Genomic DNA, 21,993 nt, shown 5'->3' on the forward strand with positions numbered 1-21,993 from the left:
AAAATGGAGGGGGTTTTACTGAATATTCAGAACCTGAACTTCGAAAAGAATCGTTTTTCCTGCAAGAGGGTGATTGAAATCAACCTCCACACGCTCGTCATCGAACTCGACGATGACACCGGGCAGTTCGCCACCGGGCTCTTGGAATGAGATGACCAAGCCTGGCTCTAGCTCCATATCTTTGAAGTCTGAGCGTTTCATGGTTTGGATGTTGCTTGGATTGTGCTGACCAAAGCCGCGCTCTGGATCGATGGTTAGATCGAGATGATCGCCCACTTTTAGCCCAGACAAAGCGGCTTCAAAGCCTTCTGGGATATTACCATCGCCCACTTCGAATTCGACCGGAGCGCCTTCGAAGTTAGAGTCTACGATCTGTCCATCGGTGAGTTTGATCGCGAAGTGCATGGTCACTTTACGGCCCTGTTCAATGGTGAGTTCGCTCATCTATTTGCTCCGGTCTTTTGATAAAAATAGTGCATCAACAATCAATGCGATGGCGCCGAGGGTGATACCCACATCGGCGATATTAAAGGCTGGGAAATACCAACCTGCGTAGTGAAAGGATAGAAAATCCACCACATAACCGTGAACAGTACGGTCAAAAAGATTGCCCAGAGCACCACCTAAAATAGCGGCATAGCCAAAGGCTTGAATCTTTTGCTCTGGCTCCGTTTGGCGAAGCCAGTGAACAATCAACACACTCACGACAACCGCAATGGCCACAAATAGCCAGCGCTGCCACCCCGCTTCACTGGCTAAAAAGCTAAAGGCTGCGCCAGTATTATGTAGCAGCCTTAAATCGAAGATGGGAAGAATAGAGATCGGCAGGTTGTAGCTCAGCATACTGGATGCCAACGCTTTACTGCCAAGATCAAGCACTACAATGGCTAGGCTGAGCCATAGCCACTGCAGTGCAGAAAGGTTACGCGTAGTGACGCTGCTCACCTTCGCCCTCTACGTTATCGACACAACGTGTACACAGCTCTGGGTGATCGGCGTTTTGGCCGACATCTTCACGGTGGTGCCAACAACGAGCACACTTCGCCTCTTCCGACGCTTTAACTGCGACTTTAAGGCCTTCAACCGCCGTTTCACGAGCGTCTGCGCCATTCGCTAGCGGCTCAATGCTAGCAGTCGAAGTAATCAATACGAAGCGAAGCTCATCACCTAGGCGATTCAGATCAGCAGTGATCTGCTCATCAGCATAGAGTGTCACTTCAGCGGCTAACGAAGCTTTAACTAGCTTCTCGTTACGCGCCTCTTCCAAACACTTGTTAACCGCCTGTTTAACCTGCAGCACACGCTCCCAGTACTCACGACCAAAGGCATCGTCTGCAGTCATCTCAAACAAACCTTCGTACCAGGTCGTTAGCATGGCACTTTCAGGGTTGTTACCTGGTAGCACTTCGATGATCTCATCAGCGGTGAAGCTCAAGATCGGTGCAATCCAGCGAACCAGTGCCTGCGCAATGTGGTACAGAGCCGTCTGACATGAACGACGCGCCAAGCTATCTGGCTTAGTCGTGTACTGACGATCTTTAATGATGTCTAGGTAGAAACCACCCAGCTCTTGTGCACAGAAGTTGTGAACTTGCTGGTAAACATCCAAGAAACGGTAGCTGTTGTAAGCATCGATCACTCGCTGCTGCAAACGGTAAGCCGAATCAACCGCCCAACGATCCAGCGCCAGCATCTCTTCTGGTTTTACGCTGTGCGCTTCTGGGTCAAAACCGTTTAGGTTCGCCAGTAGGAAACGCGATGTGTTACGGATACGACGATAGCTGTCTGCCGTACGCTGAAGAATCTGATCCGAAACAGCCATATCACCAGAGTAGTCTGTAGAGGCAACCCACAGGCGAAGAATATCCGCACCCAGTTTGTCATTCACCTGCTGTGGTGCAATGACGTTACCCAGTGACTTAGACATCTTGTAGCCCTTCTCATCAACAGTAAAGCCGTGAGTCAGAACCTGCTTGTACGGTGCACAACCGTTAATCGCGATAGATGTTTTCAGTGACGACTGGAACCAACCTCGGTGCTGATCCGACCCTTCTAGGTACATATCAGCTGGGAAGTGCAGGCTCTCTTTGGTACGCAGAACTGAGTGGTGCGTGACACCCGAATCGAACCAAACGTCCATGGTATCGGTCACTTTATCGTAATCCGCTGCTTCTTCACCCAACAGCTCTGCTGGATCTAGATCAAACCATGCGTCGATACCGGTCTCTTCGATACGCTGCGCAACCTGCTCGATCAACTCAGTCGTGCGTGGGTGAAGTTCACCTGTCTGCTTGTGAGTGAATAGCGTAATCGGCGTACCCCAAGTACGTTGACGTGATACACACCAATCTGGGCTCTGACCAACCATCGCTTCGATACGTGTCTGACCCCAATCTGGGAACCACTGTACGCCCTTGATCGCATTCATTGCGTCCGCTTTCAGGTTCTCTTTCTCCATAGAGATGAACCACTGCGGCGTTGCACGGTAGATCAGTGGCGTTTTGGTACGCCAGCAGTGTGGGTAGCTGTGTTGGAAACGTTTCAGGTGAACCAACTTACCTTCACGCTCAAGCGCTTCCGTCACTGGTGCATCCGCCTTGTAGACATGGATGCCAGCAAATTCACCTGCCGCGTCGGTGTAGACACCATCCGCTTGAACAAGGTTGAGGGTTTTAAGGTCGTAGCGATTGCCAACAATGAAGTCGTCCATACCGTGATCAGGCGCCGTATGGACCGCACCGGTACCTGCATCTGTTGTAACGTGATCACCCAAAATCACAGGCACTTCACGGTCGAATACAGGGTGTTCAAGTTTCAGTAGCTCCAGCGCCGCACCATTCACACGACCCAACATTTCGTACTTATCAACACCCCAGCGTTCCATGATCGACTCAACCATCGACTCGGCTAGAACCTGGTAATCAACACCGCTCTCAAGGTGAACTTCAACCAGGGCATACTCCAACTCACCGTTAACCGATACAGCTTGGTTAGCAGGAATTGTCCAAGGTGTGGTTGTCCAGATGACAAGCGAAACGTTTTGTTTGTCAGTGCCGAACAGTGCATTTACTTTGGCTTGATCGACAAAGGTGAAACGCACATCGATCGCAGTAGAGGTTTTGTCTTGGTACTCAACCTCAGTCTCAGCCAAGGCTGATTTACCGACGACACTCCAGTAGACCGGTTTGTAACCTTTCACTAGGTGGCCACGTTCTGCAATTTTACCCAATGCACGAACGGTATTGGCTTCGGTTTTGAAGTTCATCGTTAGGTAAGGGTCATCCCAATCACCCTGAATACCTAGACGAATAAAGTCCTCTTTCTGACCGGCGATCTGCTCAGTCGCATAGGAGCGACATTTAGCACGGAAATCCGCGTAAGAAACTTTCTCGCCCGCTTTACCGATCAGTGTCTCAACCTTGTGCTCGATTGGTAGACCGTGACAGTCCCAACCCGGCGTGTAAGGCGAGTCAAAACCACTTAGGGTTTTGGATTTGATGATCATATCTTTGATGATCTTATTCACCGCGTGACCAATGTGAATGCTGCCGTTAGCGTAAGGAGGGCCATCGTGCAGAATAAATTTTGGTCGACCTGCGCTCACTTCACGAATTCGTGCGTAAAGATCCATCTCTTTCCATTTAGCAAGACGCTTAGGTTCAGCAGATGGCAGGTTACCGCGCATTGGGAACGCAGTTTCCGGCAGGTTTAGAGTCGGTTTGTAATCGGTCATCAATCCAGTCCCAGTTTAGGTATTTGCGGCAGCGAACCAAGCGCGCGCTGCAGCGATATCTTTTGCGATCTGTTCTCGCAAAGCATCCAATCCATCAAAGCGTTGCTCCGCACGCATTGGATGTAAAAATTCAACACTGAGCAGCTCACCATAGAGCTGCCCCGTAAAATCTAGCAGGTGCACTTCCAATACAGGACGAACACCATTAAGTGTCGGCCGACTGCCAACATTGCAAATCGCGTTGTAGGCCTTACCCGCCAAGTGCGCCCTTACCGTGTAGACACCCCGCATAGGGCAGGCGTACTTGTGCATGCGTACATTGGCTGTCGGAAAGCCGAGCTCACGACCCACTTTTTGCCCATGTTGCACACGGCCGGTGACGCGATAGCGACGCCCTAACAAACGAGCAGCTAAGGATAAGTTGTTAGCGGTAAGCGTTTCACGAACGCGTGAACTGCTGACGCGCTCATCCTCTAAAATCAGTGTCGGTGTGTCAGCGACGGTAAAACCGTGTGATTCACCTGCAGCCTTAAGCAGTGCGTAATCGCCACGGCGATCACAACCAAAACGAAAATCATCACCCACCACAAAGTGCTTTACATCCAAGCCCTTCAGCAGCAGCTCATCAATAAACGCCTCAGCTGACAGTGAACGTAAACGCTCGTTGAAGCTAAGACACAGCACGCGATCAACCCCTTCAGCTTCTAACAGGCGAAGCTTCTCGCCGAAACGCGTTAGGCGAGGTGGCGCTGACTCTGGCGAAAAAAATTCACGTGGTTGCGGTTCAAATACAATCACAACAGAGGGCAAACCCAGTTGTTGCGCTTTTTCTCGCACACCCGACAGTATCATCTGATGACCTAAGTGAACGCCGTCAAAGTTACCGATCGTCGCAACGCAGCCGCGATGATGATCGCGTAAATTGTGAAGCCCTCGAATCAGTTCCATTGCGTTATCAGTTTCACCCAAGCATCAGACAAATAATAAACGCGCGATTATAGCGCATACAGGCCCCTCTAATTAAGACCTAAAGCACTATGTTTGAAGGAAATTTAGCCGCGCAAATGACGAATTCGCACACCGGAAAGGATCAAAGCGGCGCAGTAAACCAGAACAGCACTAGCCACGAGCAGGAACATCCACTCGACTCTCTGCCACAAACCGGCCGATAACCAGTCGGAAGCAGCTGGTGCGAACAGAAGAATAACCGCCGCCATCAATGCATTGGCAAACAACAACTGCATCGACCACCTTAACCAGCCAGTTTGCCACTTGAAGACACCCTGTTTAATTAAGCCATGCAACAACCAACCCGCATTCATGAAGGCCGACAGCGCGGTTGCTAAAGCAAGTCCTGCATGCGCCAGAGGGAAGATAAGAATCAGGTTAAATACCATATTCGCCACCATCGCTTTAACAGCAATTTTGACGGGGGTTTTGGTATCTTGGCGAGAGAAGTAGCCAGGCGCCAGCACCTTGATGAGCATAAATGCGAGCAGACCTAAGCCATAAGCGCGAAGACTCATAGCCGCCATACTGACATCGCGATCGGTCATCTCACCATAGTGGAACAGCGTCGTTAGCAGAGGCTCCGCCAACAGAATCAGCGCCACAGCCGAAGGAATGCCGATCAAAAGCACCATTCGCACCGCCCAATCCAACATCTTAGCGAACTCTTCCCCTGACTTTTCAGAGTGTTTACGAGAGAGGCTTGGCAGAATCACCGTCGCAATCGCGATACCAAATACCCCCAAGGGTAGCTCTACAAGACGATCTGAGTAGTAGAGCCAAGAGACACTGCCCGTCTGCAAGAACGAGGCAAGCACGGTATCCAGTAGCAGGTTAATCTGTGCAACCGATACACCAAATAGAGCCGGCAGCATCAGTTTCAGGATGCGCCGAACCCCTTCATCCTTCCAACCGGCTTGCGGCACGGGCAACAGACGCAAGCGCGCTAAAAACGGCAACTGGAACAGCAGTTGGACGGTACCGGCCATCAACACACCCCAAGCCAGCGCCATAATGGGCGGATCAAACATGGGGCTTAGGTAGACCGCTGAACCGATCAGACAGACATTGAGCAACACGGGGGTAAACGCGGGCACCGCAAATCGCTCATAGGAGTTAAGAATGGCACCACAAAATGCGGTTAGGGATATCAGCATCAGATAGGGGAAGGTAATGCGCAGCATGTCAGCCGCAAGACCAAAGCTCTCGGAGCCTGACATATAGAACCCAGGCGCAAACAGCATCGCCAATAGGGGCGAACCCAGACTGCCCAGCAGCGTGACCAGCAACAACACCGAACCCAAGCTGCCGGCGGTACGATTGACGAGAAATTGAACCGCAGTTAGATCACGTTGCGATCGATACTCAGAGAGCACCGGCACGAAAGCCTGAGCAAAAGCCCCTTCAGCAAAAAGACGTCGTAAAAAGTTGGGAATTTTAAATGCGACAAAAAAGGCGTCGGATGCACCGCTGGCACCAAAGTAACCCGCGACCACCACATCACGAATTAATCCCAGCACTCGCGAGATCATGGTCATGATGCCAACTACAGCACTTGAGCGCAGCAGACCGCCGCCAGATGTCGCTTTTTGACTCAACTTTTAACCTCAAAGTGCCGAATTAATCCGTCGATTATCGCCTACCTAAGAAGAAGGTCAACTAAAAGTGCATTTCTTCTGTGTTTAATGCTTGACAGACGGCAACGATATCGGAATAATTTCGCATCCAATTTTGAGAGACACTTGTCTCGTTTATTTAACTCAAATTTAAGGAGCTCAGCTGTGGCAAATTCCGCAGGATCTCGTAAACGTGCTCGCCAGGCGGAAAAGCGTCGTCAACATAACGCTAGCCTGCGCTCCATGGTACGTACTTACATCAAGAAAGTACTAAAAGAAGTTGCTGGTGGTGACCAAGCTGCTGCTAACGAAGCATTCAAAGTTGCTCAGCCTATCCTAGATAGCTCAGTAAACAAAGGAATCTTCAAGAAGAGCGCTGTTGCACGCACTAAGAGCCGCCTAAACGCACGCATCAAAGCGATGGCTGCATAAGCGACTGCTTAAAAGCTTTTCTAAAAACCCGCTTATTAGCGGGTTTTTTGTTGCCTGCAATCTGGAAGATGCTGACAGAGCACATACCGGTGACAGTAATTTGCTCCTGCAATTACTGTATACATCACATCCTTGTGCTTAACAGGCTTTAGCCTGTCATCCACTGGTAGACCTTACTGCCAATCTGGAAAACACCGATAAAGCAGATGACAGGCTGAAGCCTGTCACTGGTGCTATTAGCTAGAGGATTAACCTGCTGGGATAGCGGTTGTCAGGCTGAAGCCAGACACCAAAACCGCTCCAACGATTTAAGCCAACGCCATATTATCGCGATGGACTAGCTCTGGATCGGTGATATGACCGATAAGGGATTCGATCTCTTGGCTGGCGTGACCTTTGATACGGTCCGCCTCATCGAAGGCGTAGTTAACCAAGCCGCGTGCGATAACCTCACCGTCAGTATCGACCAGCTCGACCATCTCACCCCGTGAGAAATCACCCTCTACTTTGACAACGCCCGCAGGCAGCAGTGATTTGCCACCCGTTTTAAGCGCTTTCACCGCGCCAGCATCCAAGACTAGACGACCACGCGCCTGAAGATGCCCTGCGATCCAGTGTTTACGCGCAGCTTGGCGACCGTGATCAGGTACTAACAACGTACCAATCTCTTCACCCGAGAAGATTCTTAACAACGCACTCTCTTCACGACCGCTAGCAATAACCGTTACAGCACCTGAACGAGCCGCAAGTCGAGCAGCACGCACTTTGGTTGCCATACCACCACGACCCAACTTACCACCGCCACCGGCGATCTGAAGGAAGTGATCATCTTCGGCACGACCTTCGGCGATTAATTCAGCATTAGGGTTAGAGCGAGGATCCGCAGTGAACAGCCCTTTCTGATCCGTCAGTAGAATGAGCGCATCAGCTTCAATGGCATTAGCCACCAACGCACCGAGCGTATCGTTATCACCAAACTGAATCTCACTGGTCACAACCGTGTCATTCTCATTAACGATGGCTACAACGCCCAGATCGATTAGAGAGCGCAACGTCGAACGTGCGTTTAGATAACGCTTACGGTTAGAGAGGTCATCATGCGTCAGAAGAACCTGAGCGGTATGAAGGTTGTGTTGCTGAAAGCTGGACTCATACGCTTGCACCAAACCCATCTGACCGACAGCGGCGGCGGCTTGCAGTTTATACATCTCGCTTGGACGTTCTGACCAGCCCAAACGATTCATCCCCTCGGCTACAGCACCCGAAGAGACAAGAACCACCTCAACACCTTGCTGCACCAGTTTAGCGATCTGCTCAACCCAGCCAACAATCGCTTGCTGATCTAGACCTTTACCATCATCCGTCAGCAGCGCACTGCCGATTTTGACGACCCAACGACCCTTTTCTGTTAACCGTTGACGTGATGCAGACATGTTACTTTACGTACTCCACTTCAACATCGTAATCGTCATCATCGAAGTCATCCCAATCATCAGCTTCGCCCGCTTCACGACGCGCACGCATTTCGGCACGCATACGCTCAAGATTTTCACGCGCTTCACGGTCAATCTGCATACGCAGCTCACGCTCTGCATCCACCAATTCTGGATTCTCTGCAAGCGCCTCTTTCTTCTCATCAAGATAGTCTTGCAACTGATGGACCAAAAGATCAGTGCCTTGCTTGTTAATCGCAGAGATACGGAATACCGGACCATCCCATTCCAACGCATCGATCACTGACTGACAACGCTCTTCAAGCTCCTCTTCTGGCACCATGTCGATCTTATTCAGCAACAACCAGCGAGGCTGATCAGCCAAGGTAGGCGAGAACTTATTCAGCTCATTAACTGCAGTGACCGCTGCTTCAGCAGGTGTCACCTCGTCCCAAGGCGCCATATCAACCAGGTGCAACAGTACACGGTTACGCGCCAAGTGTTTTAGGAAGCGAATACCAAGACCGGCACCCTCTGCGGCACCTTCAATGATTCCAGGGATATCGGCAACGACGAAACTGCGGTGCGCTTCGGTGCGAACGACACCCAGGTTAGGTACCAAGGTAGTGAATGGGTAGTTAGCCACTTTAGGCTTAGCGGCTGAGATCGAACGAATCAGCGTCGATTTGCCGGCATTTGGCAGACCAAGAAGGCCGACATCAGCCAGGACACGCAACTCCAGACGAACGTTACGCAACTCACCCTCGGAACCTTTAGTCGTTTGACGAGGCGCACGGTTTACACTGCTTTTAAAACGCGTATTACCCAAGCCGTGCCAACCGCCCTGAGCGATCTTTTCGACCTGACCGACAGCCGTCAGATCCGCCAACACCTCATCGGTATCCACATCCACAATGGTGGTACCGACTGGCACTTTAAGCACCAGATCTTCCCCTTTGGAACCGGTACACTGACGACCCTGACCGCCCTCACCGTTTTGTGCTTTGTAGTGACGCGTAAAGCGGTAATCGATTAGCGTATTAAGACCTGAATCGGCTTCGACAAAAATAGAACCACCATCACCACCGTCGCCACCATCTGGGCCACCTTTTGGAATGTACTTCTCGCGACGGAAACTCATACAACCGTTTCCGCCTTTACCGGCTTGTACGGTAATCAGTGCTTCATCAACAAACTTCATCTCTTTCTCCTAAATGGAGGAAAAATAGGGCCAGATCGTCTACCAAAACTAACGACATGATCCTATTTTCCCTCAGTGGGCTGATTTTACTCTGGTAAGAATCAACCTTACATGCTTTTTTAATCTTTATGCCTTTTGAAACCGCGTCTGGCTTCAGCCTGACACGCTGACACGGCCTAAAAAACAAAAAAACCCGCCTAAGCGGGTTTTTTACGTAACAACGAAACTTAGGCAGTTTCGATGCTAACGAATTTACGGTTGTGAGGGCCTTTAACTTCGAACTTAACAACACCGTTTGCTTTCGCAAATAGAGTGTGGTCTTTGCCGATGCCTACGTTTGTACCAGCGTGGAATTTAGTACCGCGCTGACGAACCAGGATGTTACCCGCAAGTACTTCCTGACCACCAAAACGTTTAACGCCTAAGCGTTTCGACTCCGAGTCGCGTCCGTTACGCGTTGAGCCGGCTGCCTTCTTATGAGCCATTCTCTAATCTCCTAGATTCGTTGATCAGCCGTTAATGCCAGTGATTTTAACTTCAGTGTACCACTGACGGTGGCCCTGACGCTTCATGTGGTGCTTACGACGACGGAACTTGATGATTTTCACCTTGTCACCGCGACCGTGTGATACCACTTCAGCAGAAACTTTAGCACCTTCAACAACTGGCGCGCCAACTTTAACGTCGTCGCCGTTGCTAACAAGTAGTACGCGATCGAAATCAACGTTTGAACCAGCTTCAACAGCTAGCTTTTCTACTTTAAGGGTCTGACCCTCTTGTACGCGGTACTGTTTACCACCGCTTACGATTACTGCAAACATCTGTGTTCTCCAATATTTTGCTTACCCGGCTACTAATACGAAACCTGCTCTGAAGGGCTGATGTCTTACGACACCCTCGCACAGGGAGCGTTATTTGGACAAGCTAGGGCGCAGAATAATACAGAACCCCCCACTCAAACTCAACCCTTATTTACACTAAATTGAGGCATTGGAAGGCCTATACACCAGAGTCATATTGACACCCCCGCTCTCACCCCCTAGCATCCGTCTGTCATTTATAAGTAGTAACCAAAATGCAACCACACCAACTCAACCCACTGATCGAGCCTCAATTCGATGCCGTTACGGATTACATCCTTAACAATCTTGGCTCCAATGTCCCTCTAGTAGAGAAGATTGCACATCACATTGTTGAAGGTGGCGGTAAGCGCTTGCGTCCGTTGTTGGTTCTACTGGCTGCCAATGCCGCTGGCTATAAAGGGGAACAACACATTCCACTGGCAGCGGTCATCGAATTCATTCATACGGCAACACTGCTGCATGACGATGTGGTCGACAACTCTGAGCTACGTCGCGGTAACGCCACCGCAAACGCTCAGTGGGGTAATGCGCCGAGCGTATTAGTCGGTGACTTCCTCTACTCTCGCTCATTCCAGATCATGGTTGAGATTGGCCGCATGGAGATCATGCAGGTCATTTCACACGCCACTACGATCATTGCCGAAGGCGAAGTTCTGCAGCTGCTAAACCAGCGCAACCCAGATACCAGTGAAGAGTCTTACCTTCAGGTCATTCTTGGCAAAACGGCCATGCTGTTTGAAGCAGCAACAGAGGTCGGAGCAATTCTAGCGGACAGCTCTGCAGAGAATCGCGAAGCCCTAAGACTTTATGGTCGCCACCTTGGCATCGCCTTCCAAATCGTCGATGACCTACTCGATTATCTATCTGATAGCGAAACCATGGGTAAGAACGTTGGTGATGACCTCGCCGAAGGCAAAGCCACACTGCCGCTGATTCATGCAATGCGCGTCGGCAGCGATGAAGATAGAGAGTTGATTCGCCAAGCGATTCGCAAAGGCGGACTGGATGATTTATCACCGGTACTCGAGATCGTGCAACGCAATGGATCGATCGACTACTCGCGTCAAAAAGCAGCCGAAGAGATCGATAAAGCGAAAAACGCCATCGCCTCTCTACCAGACACTTCGTTTAAAGAGACGCTGAATCAGATTGCTGATTTGGCTATCGCAAGAACCCAGTAGACGACCGGTGTCTGACCTATGGTCTGACACCGCTCTATTGTTACACTGCGGATTCTGGAAGACGCTGATAAAGTCGGGTCAGACCAGAGGTCAGACCCCCGCCTTACCGACGCACCAACCGATAAACCACTTCACGCTGATTTTCAAAACGCCCTTCACTTAGATCAGCGCTATCAAGCTCTTCAATCTCAAACTCAGCAGAGAATAGACGTTGCACTTCATCACCTTTTACTGAGAACGGCGGTTCGTCTCTAGGATTGTCATACTCAAGCGCAATCAACAAAATCTGATCGCCTGCAACCGTCACCTTAGCAATATGGGCGGCGTAGTCGATTCGCATCTCAGGCGGTAGTGCTATCAATGCCGCTCGATCGTAGATGGCTCGCGGGTTATTGAGCGCTGCACGGGTGGTTTTAAACACATCACCAGCCAACAGAGAGATTCCATCACGCTCACGACGGTGAAAAGCACCATCGCCAATGGCATCGATATCGACACCCTGCTCTGCAAAAAAGTCACGGCACGCCAGATCACTCAACTCAACACCGGTCACCTTATGACCCTGTTCACGCAACCAGAGCATGTCACGGCTTTTACCACAGAGCGGGACAAAGACAGACTCCTCTCCAGACAGCTCAAGTGTGGACCAATATTTCGTCAACCAATGGTTAAAATCTGACTGGTGAAAACCGATGCGATTTTCAGTCCAGCGCTCATGCCAGAAGGCGTGTTTCATAGGGGTTTTTCCTTAAAATGGGGTGATTCGGGTAATTTAACTGATCGATGTCGTGCTTAGCGAGCCCTAAAAAGGTATAATCCGGCAAATTTTTGTAATTAAGACTGTGAATTAGAACACCATGACTAGACAATCATCTTTTAACCGTGACGAACTTCTAAGCTGTGGCCACGGCGAAATGTTTGGCGAAGGCAACGCCCGCCTACCTGTTGGCAACATGCTTATGATGGACCGTATTACCAAGATCTCTGCTGAAGGTGGCGAGCACGGTAAAGGCGAAATCATCGCTGAACTTGATATCCGTCCAGATCTTTGGTTCTTCGACTGTCACTTCCCTAGCGATCCTGTAATGCCTGGCTGTCTTGGTCTAGACGCAATGTGGCAGATCGTTGGCTTCTACCTAGGCTGGAAAGGCAACCCAGGTCGCGGTCGCGCACTGGGTTCAGGTGAGGTTAAATTCACAGGTCAGATACTACCGACTGCTAAGAAGGTCACTTACAACATCCAGATGAAACGCGTGATTGAGCGTAAATTGGTTATGGGTATTGCAGACGGTTCGGTATCAGTGGATGGTCGCGAGATCTACACAGCAACAGATCTTAAAGTCGGTCTATTCACCAGCACCGAAAACTTCTAAGAGCGTTAACGCTTAGAAACACAATTAGAGAGAGAGTAAACATGCGTCGAGTAGTTGTTACCGGAATGGGTATCGTTTCTTGTCTAGGTTCTGACAAAGAGAGCGTTCTGGAATCACTAAAAGAGGGCAAGTCAGGCATCAAATTCCAACAGGAATACGCTGACCTTGGTTTCCGTAGCCAGGTTGCTGGCAGTATTGATGACCTGGATCTTGATGAACTGATCGATCGTAAACTGCGCCGTTTCATGGGTAATGCAGCTGCTTACTCTTACATCTCAATGGAACAAGCCATCAAAGATGCTGGCCTGACTGAAGATCAGGTATCAAATGTACGTACAGGCCTAATCGCGGGTTCTGGTGGTGCATCGTCAGCCGACATTGTTGAAACCGCTGACATTCTTCGCGATAAAGGTGTTCGTCGTGTCGGTCCATACCGTGTGACTCGCACCATGGGCTCTACTGTATCAGCCTGTCTTGCAACCCCATTCAAAATCAAAGGTGTGAACTACTCAATCACCTCTGCTTGTGCGACCAGCGCACACTGTATTGGCAACGCGATGGAGCAGATCCAACTCGGCAAACAGGACATTGTCTTTGCTGGCGGTGGTGAAGAGCTACACTGGTCTTTGAGTGTCATGTTTGATGCCATGGGCGCCCTATCAAGCAAATACAACGAAACACCAGAAAAAGCGTCTCGCGCTTACGATGCAAACCGTGACGGTTTCGTGATCGCAGGTGGCGGCGGCATGCTGGTTCTTGAAGAGCTGGAGCACGCTAAAGCACGCGGCGCTAAAATCTACGCTGAACTCGTAGGTTATGGCGCAACCTCCGATGGTTACGACATGGTTGCTCCATCCGGCGAAGGCGCTGTTCGTTGTATGCAACAGGCTATGAGCACGGTTGATGGCAAGATCGATTACATCAACTCACACGGCACTTCGACACCAGCAGGCGATATTCAAGAGCTGAAAGCGATGAAAGAGACCTTCGGTACAGAGATGCCACCGGTCAGCTCGACTAAGTCACTGGCGGGACACTCACTGGGCGCTACAGGCGTACAGGAAGCGATCTACTGTCTACTGATGCAAGAGAACAACTTCATCTGCGCCTCAGCGAACATTGAAGAGATCGACCCAGAGGCTGAAGGCCTACCTGTCGTGACTACACGCAAAGATGGCGTCGACCTACAGCGCGTTATGTCGAACAGCTTCGGCTTTGGCGGTACCAACTCGACTCTGGTGTTCGAGAAGTACAACGGCTAATCGCCATACTGCTCAATAAGAAAGCGACCTACGGGTCGCTTTTTTGTACCTATTAACCACAACTAAATCCATGCTATAAATGAAGCAGTAATTAACTGGAGATAAAAATGGTTACAGCGATCATATTGTTAAAAGTTCAAAGACAAAAAATTCAAGATACCGCTACGCTTCTCGCTGGAATGGAAGGTTTTACAGAAGTTTTCTCTGTCAGCGGAAATTTTGATTTAGTTGCGATGGCTCGTGTTGAAAATAACGAGGCGTTATCTGATCTGATTACCAACAAATTAGCTGAGGTTGATCATATTGAAGAGACTGAGACGATGCTGGCTTTTAAAGCCTATTCAAAACACGATTTGGAGGCAATGTTCGGCCTAGGCTTTGAATGATTAATGTAAATAGATGGGCCGTACTAACTCTACGACCCACTGCTGTCTATTTGTCTCGTCCTCGATTAATAGAGATTCATTAGAGTAGTGTTTCAACTCCACTAGACCGTCGGTACGAGTCTCCAAAAGCTTATCGCGCTCAATTAGCATCACTACATCATCATCAAGTTCGCTAATAAAAGAGACGAGCTCATGATCAACAATGACCCCATCTCTATTAATCTCAACTTCAACAATATCTGGACCTGACCTTTCCAAGTGATCAAGCAGATCATTCCAGTGAGTCTTGGGAAAAATGCCTCTAAACACTCTTAGTTAAACACCTTTAATAAATTTACTGAGTTATACGCCCAACCACTGCTTCTGGACTTCGGTATTGGCCTTAATCTCTTCCGGTGAACCTTGCCACACGATCTGTCCTTTACCCACCACACTGACATCATCGGCTAAGCTAACCGCAAAGCCAAAATTTTGTTCAACCAAAATAATCGTCAAACCTGTCTCTTTTAGGGACTTAAGCTGAGCATGAATCTGCTTTACGATGATTGGAGCAAGACCCTCTGTTGGTTCGTCAAGAATAAGCAGCTTAGGGTTCATTAAAAGCGCACGAGCAATCGTTAGCATTTGCTGCTCACCGCCCGACAACTCATTACCAAAATTGTTAGCACGCTCAGACAGACGCGGAAAAACGTCAAACACTCGTTCAATCGTCCAACGTTTCTGCCCAGCATTGTCAGCGTCAACATAACGTTTAGCAGTTAGCTCTAAATTTTCGAGCACGGTTAAAGAGGGAAATATATCACGCGTTTCAGGCACGTAGGCGATGCCTTTTCCAGCAACGGTATAGGGCTCCAATTTTTGAATTTCGGTCCCTTCCAAAGCGATACGACCCTGCTTGGGTTTAACAAGTCCCATTATGGTTTTTAGTGTGGTTGATTTACCAGCGCCATTTCGACCAAGCAGAGTATGAACCTTGCCAGCGCGAGCTGTAAACGACAAATCAAATAGAACCTGTGTCTCACCGTAGCCAGATTCTAAACCTTTAACATCAAGCATCTTCAAACGTCCCCAGATAAATCTCTTGCAATAGAGTGCTTTCACGGGCCTCATCAGGAGTCCCTTCAAACACCACTTCGCCGTAATTTAGAACCGTCATACTGTCAGCAACATCAAATGCCAAACCCATATCATGCTCTATGATTACAACGGTTAGATCCTCGGGCAGGCGCTTTAAAAGGTGATGAAATGCGCCAATCATTTCAGGCCCAACACCAGACGTAGGCTCATCCATCAGCAACACACGTGGTTGAGTAGCAAGGGCAATACCAACCTCTAGCTGACGACGAATACCATAAGCTACATCAGAAACACGCTTATTCAGATGCTCTGTAAGATCAACTTGAGCAGCAGTCTCTCTTACTAAGGCTCGCACGTCAGGAGAAGTGAGCGAGTCACGCCAAAGTGCGGTTGATTTTTTAGTTTTAACGGACGCTGCTAAGCCTAGATTTTCAGCAATAGTTAGACCATCAAACAAAGTATTTTGTTGATAGCTTCGACTCAAACCAAAATTAGCGCGTTTCGCTACACTCCAGGAGGTCACATCTTCGTTATTGATTTTGATACTTCCTGAGTCTGGCATAAATTCACCAACCAACTGATTGAACAGGGTTGTTTTGCCAGCGCCATTCGGCCCAAGAATGACTCTTCGCTCACCTTTGGCAACACTCATAGAGACATCACGTGTCACATGAAGAGCACCAAAGTGCTTAGATAAATTAGTTACCTCAAGCATGCTTACTCCTCGCTCAATACTTTTCGTGGACCAGCCGCTTTAGTTCTGCGCTGCTCGATATAACTTTCCAACATACCGTAGATCCCTTTGGCACCACCCATAACAACCAAAATGAGAATAATGCCAACAATCAAATGCCAATGGTCGGTGTAATTACTAATCTCATGTTTCAGCACGACAAAGGCCGTTGCGCCGATAATTGGGCCTACCAGGGTTCCCAATCCACCCAGTATGACTACAACTAGCACCTCCCCCGAGTGCGTCCACGAAAGCAAGCTAGGTGAGATAAACATAAAATGCTGAGCCGATAGAGAGCCTGCAAGACCTAACACAATACCTGAAAGTCCAAATATATTGGCCTTAATCAGCGTGACTGGCTGACCCAGCGCTCTAGAACGTTTCTCGCTGTACATGATACCTACCATGCTTCGACCTAAGCCTGATGAAAGCACTTTAGCGACAAATAGATATGAGATAGCCAAACAAAACAGGCAAAACAGAGCAAAGTTAGTTGAATCAAATAGATCGATACTGATGGGAGTTAGGTCTAGACGGGGAATCCCTGCCATTCCGTTATCACCCCCTAAGTAACTTGACTCAAATACGAAAGAGTAGGCCATTTGTCCGAAAGCTAAAGTTGCCATAATGAAATAGATGCCATGGGATTTAGAGCAGATAAGGCCGATTAACCAAGAGACCATCCCCGTCAGAACACATGCTATCAGTACCGACTCCAAAGCCCCAAAACCCAACTTAGTACACAAAGTTGCAAAGACATAGGCACCTAGACCGGCCAGAGCACCGTGACAGAGCGACACCATGCCGCCGAACCCTGCAACCAAATCAAGCGCCAGAGCGATCATCGCTAAGATGAGCAATTCAGTGAGTATCTCGACACCAAAATAGTCGGCTGTCATTGCGATGTACGCGCAAATCAATAGATAGCCTATCATTATAAAATTTCTTAAAGGCGTTTGAAAAAACATGATTTACCCTCCTTTTGCTGGGAACAGACCAGCAGGTTTGGTGACCAAAATAAACGCCAAAAGAAGGTAGATAACAACTGACGCAAACTGAGGAGCAAAAACAGAGCCAAAGGTTTGTACAAAACCATATATAAGCGAGCCAGCAATAGCTCCTTTTAAAGAACCCAATCCGCCAATAACAATAACGATAAGCGTGGGTATAAGAATTTCTAATCCCATCTCGGGAACAACCGATAGCAAGGGAGCCGCCACTGCGCCTGCTAGGCCTGCCAAGGCACAGCCCACACAGAAGACTAAAAAGAATAGACGTTCAACGTTGATCCCCAAGCAAGAGGCCATCTTATCGTTATCAACCCCCGCACGAATCATTGCGCCAATTTGTGTTTTATTTAGCACTAAATTAAGAATGATAAGTGCAGTCAAGCCAACCAGCATCACAAAGAAGCGATAGGCAGGATATTCAACACCTAACAGCGACAATCGGCCGGAAAGAATCTCTGGCACATCAAGAGCCAAAGCCAAGTCACCCCAAATAATCCGAGTAATATCCAGAAATGCGAAGATCAATCCAAAGGTCACCAAGACCTGAGCCATTGGACCACTGGAGCGCATACTTTTGATCAAAAATTGATAGAGCACCAACCCAAGAACAGCAACGGCTAAAGGCGCGACAAACAGCCCTACCCAATAACCCATGCTGGCTGCGATCGTAGCAGCAACATAAGCACCAAAGGCATAGAGCGCACCGTGCGCAAGGTTAACGAAGTGCATTAGACCGAAAATTACGGTCAAACCCACTGATAAAAGAAACAAAAGCATCGATAGCTGCAACGCATTCAGCAATTGCAGAATCCAAAAACCGGTATCCATTGGAAGGCCTCGAAATGAGCTGGGCTTGCGCCCAGCTTTTATTGCAAATTGAAACGAAATTAGAGTGAACAACTACCCGCTGGGTCACGTTCACTCGGAAGTTGAGCAACAACTTTCTGAGTCAATTTTTCACCATCTTTTACGGTTTCATAGACGTAAAGTGGCTGCACAATGTTGTTTGTCTTAGGATCAATAGAGACTTCGCCACGTGGACCCGAGAACGAAACTTTCGAGATAGCTTCTGCAATAGAAGCACGATCATCTGCACCGCCTTTTAGGGCAAGCGCTAGAGCCTGAGCAGCGTCATAACCCGCCACAGCAAACTCAGATGGGGAACGACCATCGTTGATTGATTGGAATTTTTGAACAAAGGCATTGTTCAAATCAGTGTCAATCGTTGGGGCGTAGTGCAGAACGGTTGTAACACCTACAGCAGCATCACCCTCAGCCTTCACGTAAAGTGGTGAAGTCAGGAAGCCTGAGCCGTATAGTGGCATAGTCTCATCTAGACCGAAGCTATCGTATTGCTTAACAAAAGCAATGGCTTCACCGCCAGCGTAGAAGCTGTAAACAGCATCTGCACCCGATGCTTTGGCTTTAGCTAGGTAAGGACCAAAGTCTTTTGTCTTGCGGAATGGCGTGTATTCGCCACCCACGACTTCGCCACCTGCAGCTTCAAACGTGCCAGTGAAACCTTCAATCATTTCACGGCCCGCTGTGTAATCAGGTGCGAGTGTATACACTTTTTTGATGCCGTTTTCTGCCATCCAAGTTCCCATTGGACGGTTGATTTGACCATTAGAGAACGAGAAGCGAGAGATGTAAGGGCTACACTTCGCTCCTGTTACAGAGTTATCACCAGCGTTAGTAATTAGAAGCGGTACTTTAGCACCATGAACAAAATCACGAAGCGCACCAGCAACGGCCGAAGAGACCAAACCAGTCATCACATCGACTTTATCTTGAAGAACCAGCTTACGGGCCTTGGCAACTGATTTACCTGGATCAGCTTCAGAATCCTCACGAACATATTCGATGTCTAGACCTGAACCAAACTCTTCCATACCCAATGCAAAACCTGCATCAATCTCTTTACCCAGTGCCGCATAAACACCGGAAAAAGGAAGAAGAACGCCAACTTTAGTCGTCTCAGCTGACGCAATTGAGGCACTTAGCACACCTGCAGTTAATGCCGAAATCATTGCTGTTTTTTTCATGATTGACTCCTTTTTTTATTGTCATCATTAGACCTATGTGTGCCTGACTAAAAACGGTCAACTTCTAGCCAGGTAGAATTCAGTGAAGGAAAGCTCCTGCCGTTTTTTTAAGTTCTGCTAAACACTCGGATTCAGTTCGGCCTGTCGTATCAAGAGTATAATCAGACAGTTTGTAGCCCGATTCACGCTCTTCTAAGATCAGTTTAAGATCCTCTATCGCCTCTTTAAGACCAGCCATTGGACGAGTATCACCTTGATCCATAACTCGAGAAAGATGCTCTTCTGGCGAAGCTTTAATCCAAACCGAGAAGAAGTTATCGAGGAGTAATTTGAACGACTCAGTTTGAGAGACCAGTGAACCACCCGTTTCTAAAATAACCGGTTCATTCAGGTTTAAAACATATTCAAGCGCTTGCGCTTCAATACGACGGAATTTCTTCTGCCCACCAAGATCTAAAATCTCTCCGATAGACATATTTGCGAGTTCTTCGATTAGAGCAGTCAGGCGGATGAAGCGAACATTCATCTCTTTGGCAAGCAGTTGGCCCAAAGTGGTTTTACCTGCTCCGCGAAGGCCAACCAATGCAACACCATGCCCCGATGCTAAGCTGCTTGCGAAATGTCGTTTCAAAAGCTGTAAAGCGCTATTTTGTTGCTCCTCAGTCAAAGAGGATACAAAGCTAGCAAACAGTGGATTAATACCGTCACGGCATTGATCAGGAATAATCTCTGAAAACGGAATATCAAACGCCTCAGCGACTCGCCACAAGACACTCAGTGTGATGTTAGCTTTACCCGTCTCCAACTGAGCAAGATAACGTTCAGAAACGTCAGAGTGCTTAGATAAACTCTTACGAGTCATGCCGCGCTTAGCTCTGAGGGACCGAACTCTATTACCGATCTCTTCTATGTATTTTTGCAATGCGATTTCGTCAAACTGGGTCTGAAGTTCTGATTCAGTCATCGATCTCTCCACAAGCTTTTACATAAGACTCAAGAAGATCACGATACTTATCAGGAATATCGATTTTTGTCATCGATTGGTTATCGACGAAGACATTGACTGTTTTAGCTTCAACACACTTAAGGCCGTCATCATTTCTGATGGTGACATGAAAGCCAACAGAGGTCTGACCAACCTTGCTAACTAGTACTTTGCAATCGAGTTCAGACCGAGGGGTTAAGGGTGCGAAAATATCGTACTTAACGGAAACAAATGGCGTACCAATATGCTCATCTATATTGAGTTCAAACCAAGGCATTTTTAACACTTCACGCATGAAGTGATCGATCGCTTCCAAGACGTAATCAGCAATCCGACCTGTATAGACTATTTGAGCTGCATCAGTGTCGCCCCATTGGGGGCGACGCTTATAAATCAGAGGAGCATTCATTGGAAAGACTCTTAACGAATTAATAGGTCTCTATATGATACCTACCTTCCGATTTAAGTGACGAACGAATTTCACTCCAATCCATGCCATTATCTGCACAGATCTGTGTAAAGCTAGATTCAACACCCTCTTCCATGCCTTTCAGACCACAGATGTAAATGTGAGTGTTGTTATCTTTAAGAAGTGCTGCAACATCGTCTGAACGCTTCAACATACGATCTTGAACGTACTCTTTATCGTTCTCATCAAGTCGGGTCATTCGTGAGAAAACAAGCTCTTGATCAAGAAGGTCTGCAGGAACCTTTTGTAGTGGCCCGAAATAAGGTAACTCGCTAGCGGTGCGGGCCCCAAAGAACAGCATCATCTTGCCTTTGCCATTGGCAGCTAAACGACGACGGCGCTCTGTCATACCGCGGAATGGTGCCGCGCCTGTACCTGTACAGATCATCATCAGATTGGCATCAGGATCATTAGGCATTAGGAAGGTACTACCAAATGGTCCAGTTACTTGAACCTCATCGCCTTTCTGTAGGTCACACATGTAACCTGAACCGACACCTTGACGTGATTCGCCATCAACATCGAAAGTAACGCGCTTAATAGTAAGCGCTAGATTGTTGTAACCAGGACGCTCGCCGTCACGGGCACTCGCAATTGAGTAGAGCCGAACCAAATGCGGCTTCCCTTTATCATCTACGCCCGGTGGAATAATACCAATTGACTGTCCCTCTAAAACAGGGAAACTCTGCGAACCAAAATCCAAAACAATGTGATGGATATCAGACTCTGTACCCTCTTCAGTAATACGCATATTACCTGTTACCTTAGCCTTAGCTGGGTTATCACGGGTCCAGAGATTAATCTGTGGTTTTGATGCTGTTGCTGGAGCTGGCACTGCGCCGCTAGAAGCGTGGGCAACATCAAGAATATCATTAGCTTCAGACTCTGATGCTTCAGACTCCGAATCAACATTAACAAGCTCAATCTCTTCAGGCAGCTCATCCCAAGAGTACTGTTCCTCTAGAGAGTAAGGCACATTAACTAGTTGCCAACTATCAATTGCACCTGTAGGGCAAGGAGCTATACAGCTCATACAGTTGTTACAAAGCTCGGCATTCACAACGTAGTTATCATCGTTATGCTCGATTGCTCCATCTACTGGGCAGTTCTCTTCACAGGTATTACAACGAATACAAACTTCAGGATCGATAAGGTGCTGTCTAAGTGAAGTCATGACTGATTGCTC

The 21,993-nt window shown here is 48.4% G+C and carries 24 protein-coding genes; 5 read left to right on the forward strand and 19 right to left on the reverse strand.

Features of this window, described 5'->3' with window-relative positions; all coding sequences use genetic code 11:
* Positions 1-15: 15 nt before the first annotated feature.
* The 5 genes from XMG59_RS03825 to murJ form a co-directional block, all read right to left on the reverse strand.
* Positions 16-444, reverse strand: coding sequence for a peptidylprolyl isomerase (locus XMG59_RS03825; RefSeq protein WP_173482879.1), 429 nt, complete (start codon positions 442-444; stop codon positions 16-18).
* Positions 445-945: a signal peptidase II gene (gene lspA / locus XMG59_RS03830; RefSeq protein WP_173498249.1), complete on the reverse strand. Its 501-nt coding sequence runs from the start codon at positions 943-945 to the stop codon at positions 445-447.
* The gene (gene ileS, locus XMG59_RS03835; RefSeq protein ID WP_173498250.1) at positions 923-3,733 is read right to left on the reverse strand and encodes an isoleucine--tRNA ligase; all 2,811 of its coding nucleotides are present in this window, start codon (positions 3,731-3,733) and stop codon (positions 923-925) included. Before ileS ends, lspA begins: the two co-directional genes overlap by 23 nt.
* Positions 3,734-3,748: 15 nt before the next feature.
* Positions 3,749-4,681 (reverse strand): bifunctional riboflavin kinase/FAD synthetase, encoded by a 933-nt coding sequence (gene ribF, locus XMG59_RS03840; protein WP_173498251.1) that lies wholly within the window; start codon positions 4,679-4,681, stop codon positions 3,749-3,751.
* A 104-nt stretch (positions 4,682-4,785) separates the two neighbouring features.
* Positions 4,786-6,279, reverse strand: a complete 1,494-nt coding sequence (gene murJ, locus XMG59_RS03845) for a murein biosynthesis integral membrane protein MurJ (RefSeq protein WP_173498287.1) — start codon at positions 6,277-6,279, stop codon at positions 4,786-4,788.
* A gap of 243 nt (positions 6,280-6,522) precedes the next feature.
* Between murJ and rpsT the strand changes: the two genes are divergently transcribed.
* Positions 6,523-6,789, forward strand: coding sequence for a 30S ribosomal protein S20 (rpsT, locus tag XMG59_RS03850; protein ID WP_173480367.1), 267 nt, complete (start codon positions 6,523-6,525; stop codon positions 6,787-6,789).
* Positions 6,790-7,097: 308 nt separating this feature from the next.
* Here rpsT and proB read toward each other — a convergent pair whose 3' ends face one another.
* The 4 genes from proB to rplU all read right to left on the reverse strand — a co-directional run bounded on the left by proB (position 7,098) and on the right by rplU (position 10,244).
* Positions 7,098-8,222, reverse strand: coding sequence for a glutamate 5-kinase (gene proB / locus XMG59_RS03855; RefSeq protein WP_173498252.1), 1,125 nt, complete (start codon positions 8,220-8,222; stop codon positions 7,098-7,100).
* 1 nt (position 8,223) lies between these two features.
* Positions 8,224-9,423, reverse strand: coding sequence for an Obg family GTPase CgtA (gene cgtA / locus XMG59_RS03860; RefSeq protein WP_173480365.1), 1,200 nt, complete (start codon positions 9,421-9,423; stop codon positions 8,224-8,226).
* Positions 9,424-9,650: 227 nt separating this feature from the next.
* Positions 9,651-9,908: a 50S ribosomal protein L27 gene (rpmA, locus tag XMG59_RS03865; protein ID WP_173480364.1), complete on the reverse strand. Its 258-nt coding sequence runs from the start codon at positions 9,906-9,908 to the stop codon at positions 9,651-9,653.
* 24 nt (positions 9,909-9,932) lie between these two features.
* A complete protein-coding gene (gene rplU / locus XMG59_RS03870) occupies positions 9,933-10,244 on the reverse strand; it encodes a 50S ribosomal protein L21 (RefSeq protein ID WP_173480363.1) in 312 nt (103 codons plus the stop codon).
* Positions 10,245-10,498: 254 nt separating this feature from the next.
* On the opposite strand from rplU, the gene ispB reads away from it, so the two are divergent.
* The gene (ispB, locus tag XMG59_RS03875) at positions 10,499-11,467 is read left to right on the forward strand and encodes an octaprenyl diphosphate synthase (RefSeq protein WP_173480362.1); all 969 of its coding nucleotides are present in this window, start codon (positions 10,499-10,501) and stop codon (positions 11,465-11,467) included.
* Between the two features lie 103 nt (positions 11,468-11,570).
* On the opposite strand, the gene tmpT is transcribed toward ispB, so the two are convergent.
* Positions 11,571-12,203 (reverse strand): thiopurine S-methyltransferase, encoded by a 633-nt coding sequence (tmpT, locus tag XMG59_RS03880; protein ID WP_173480361.1) that lies wholly within the window; start codon positions 12,201-12,203, stop codon positions 11,571-11,573.
* Positions 12,204-12,324: 121 nt separating this feature from the next.
* Here tmpT and fabA point away from each other — a divergent pair, with 121 nt between their 5' ends.
* From fabA to XMG59_RS03895, 3 genes are all read left to right on the forward strand, one after another.
* Positions 12,325-12,840, forward strand: coding sequence for a 3-hydroxyacyl-[acyl-carrier-protein] dehydratase FabA (fabA, locus tag XMG59_RS03885; RefSeq protein ID WP_173480360.1), 516 nt, complete (start codon positions 12,325-12,327; stop codon positions 12,838-12,840).
* Positions 12,841-12,881: 41 nt separating this feature from the next.
* Positions 12,882-14,102, forward strand: a complete 1,221-nt coding sequence (gene fabB, locus XMG59_RS03890; RefSeq protein ID WP_173480359.1) for a beta-ketoacyl-ACP synthase I — start codon at positions 12,882-12,884, stop codon at positions 14,100-14,102.
* A 107-nt stretch (positions 14,103-14,209) separates the two neighbouring features.
* Positions 14,210-14,488 (forward strand): Lrp/AsnC family transcriptional regulator, encoded by a 279-nt coding sequence (locus XMG59_RS03895; protein ID WP_173498253.1) that lies wholly within the window; start codon positions 14,210-14,212, stop codon positions 14,486-14,488.
* Here the strand turns inward: XMG59_RS03895 and XMG59_RS03900 are convergent, their stop codons facing one another.
* The 9 genes from XMG59_RS03900 to boxA all read right to left on the reverse strand — a co-directional run bounded on the left by XMG59_RS03900 (position 14,489) and on the right by boxA (position 21,981).
* Positions 14,489-14,797 (reverse strand): hypothetical protein, encoded by a 309-nt coding sequence (locus XMG59_RS03900; RefSeq protein ID WP_173482887.1) that lies wholly within the window; start codon positions 14,795-14,797, stop codon positions 14,489-14,491. It abuts the gene before it with no gap.
* Between the two features lie 33 nt (positions 14,798-14,830).
* Positions 14,831-15,544 (reverse strand): ABC transporter ATP-binding protein, encoded by a 714-nt coding sequence (locus XMG59_RS03905; RefSeq protein ID WP_173494747.1) that lies wholly within the window; start codon positions 15,542-15,544, stop codon positions 14,831-14,833.
* Positions 15,537-16,280: an ABC transporter ATP-binding protein gene (locus XMG59_RS03910; protein WP_173498254.1), complete on the reverse strand. Its 744-nt coding sequence runs from the start codon at positions 16,278-16,280 to the stop codon at positions 15,537-15,539. The genes XMG59_RS03905 and XMG59_RS03910 overlap by 8 nt, the downstream gene beginning before the upstream one ends.
* A gap of 2 nt (positions 16,281-16,282) precedes the next feature.
* Positions 16,283-17,233, reverse strand: a complete 951-nt coding sequence (locus XMG59_RS03915) for a branched-chain amino acid ABC transporter permease (protein ID WP_217361976.1) — start codon at positions 17,231-17,233, stop codon at positions 16,283-16,285.
* A gap of 36 nt (positions 17,234-17,269) precedes the next feature.
* Positions 17,270-18,136, reverse strand: a complete 867-nt coding sequence (locus XMG59_RS03920) for a branched-chain amino acid ABC transporter permease (RefSeq protein WP_173498255.1) — start codon at positions 18,134-18,136, stop codon at positions 17,270-17,272.
* 59 nt (positions 18,137-18,195) lie between these two features.
* A complete protein-coding gene (locus XMG59_RS03925) occupies positions 18,196-19,353 on the reverse strand; it encodes an ABC transporter substrate-binding protein (protein ID WP_217363679.1) in 1,158 nt (385 codons plus the stop codon).
* A gap of 79 nt (positions 19,354-19,432) precedes the next feature.
* Positions 19,433-20,317, reverse strand: coding sequence for a helix-turn-helix transcriptional regulator (locus XMG59_RS03930; RefSeq protein ID WP_173498256.1), 885 nt, complete (start codon positions 20,315-20,317; stop codon positions 19,433-19,435).
* Positions 20,310-20,747, reverse strand: a complete 438-nt coding sequence (locus XMG59_RS03935) for a thioesterase family protein (RefSeq protein WP_173498257.1) — start codon at positions 20,745-20,747, stop codon at positions 20,310-20,312. Before XMG59_RS03935 ends, XMG59_RS03930 begins: the two co-directional genes overlap by 8 nt.
* 19 nt (positions 20,748-20,766) lie before the next feature.
* Positions 20,767-21,981, reverse strand: a complete 1,215-nt coding sequence (gene boxA, locus XMG59_RS03940; RefSeq protein ID WP_173483845.1) for a benzoyl-CoA 2,3-epoxidase subunit BoxA — start codon at positions 21,979-21,981, stop codon at positions 20,767-20,769.
* Positions 21,982-21,993: the final 12 nt, after the last annotated feature.

The sequence above is a fragment of the Marinobacterium sp. xm-g-59 genome, from assembly GCF_013283315.1.
Taxonomy (GTDB): Bacteria; Pseudomonadota; Gammaproteobacteria; order Pseudomonadales; family Balneatricaceae; genus Marinobacterium_E.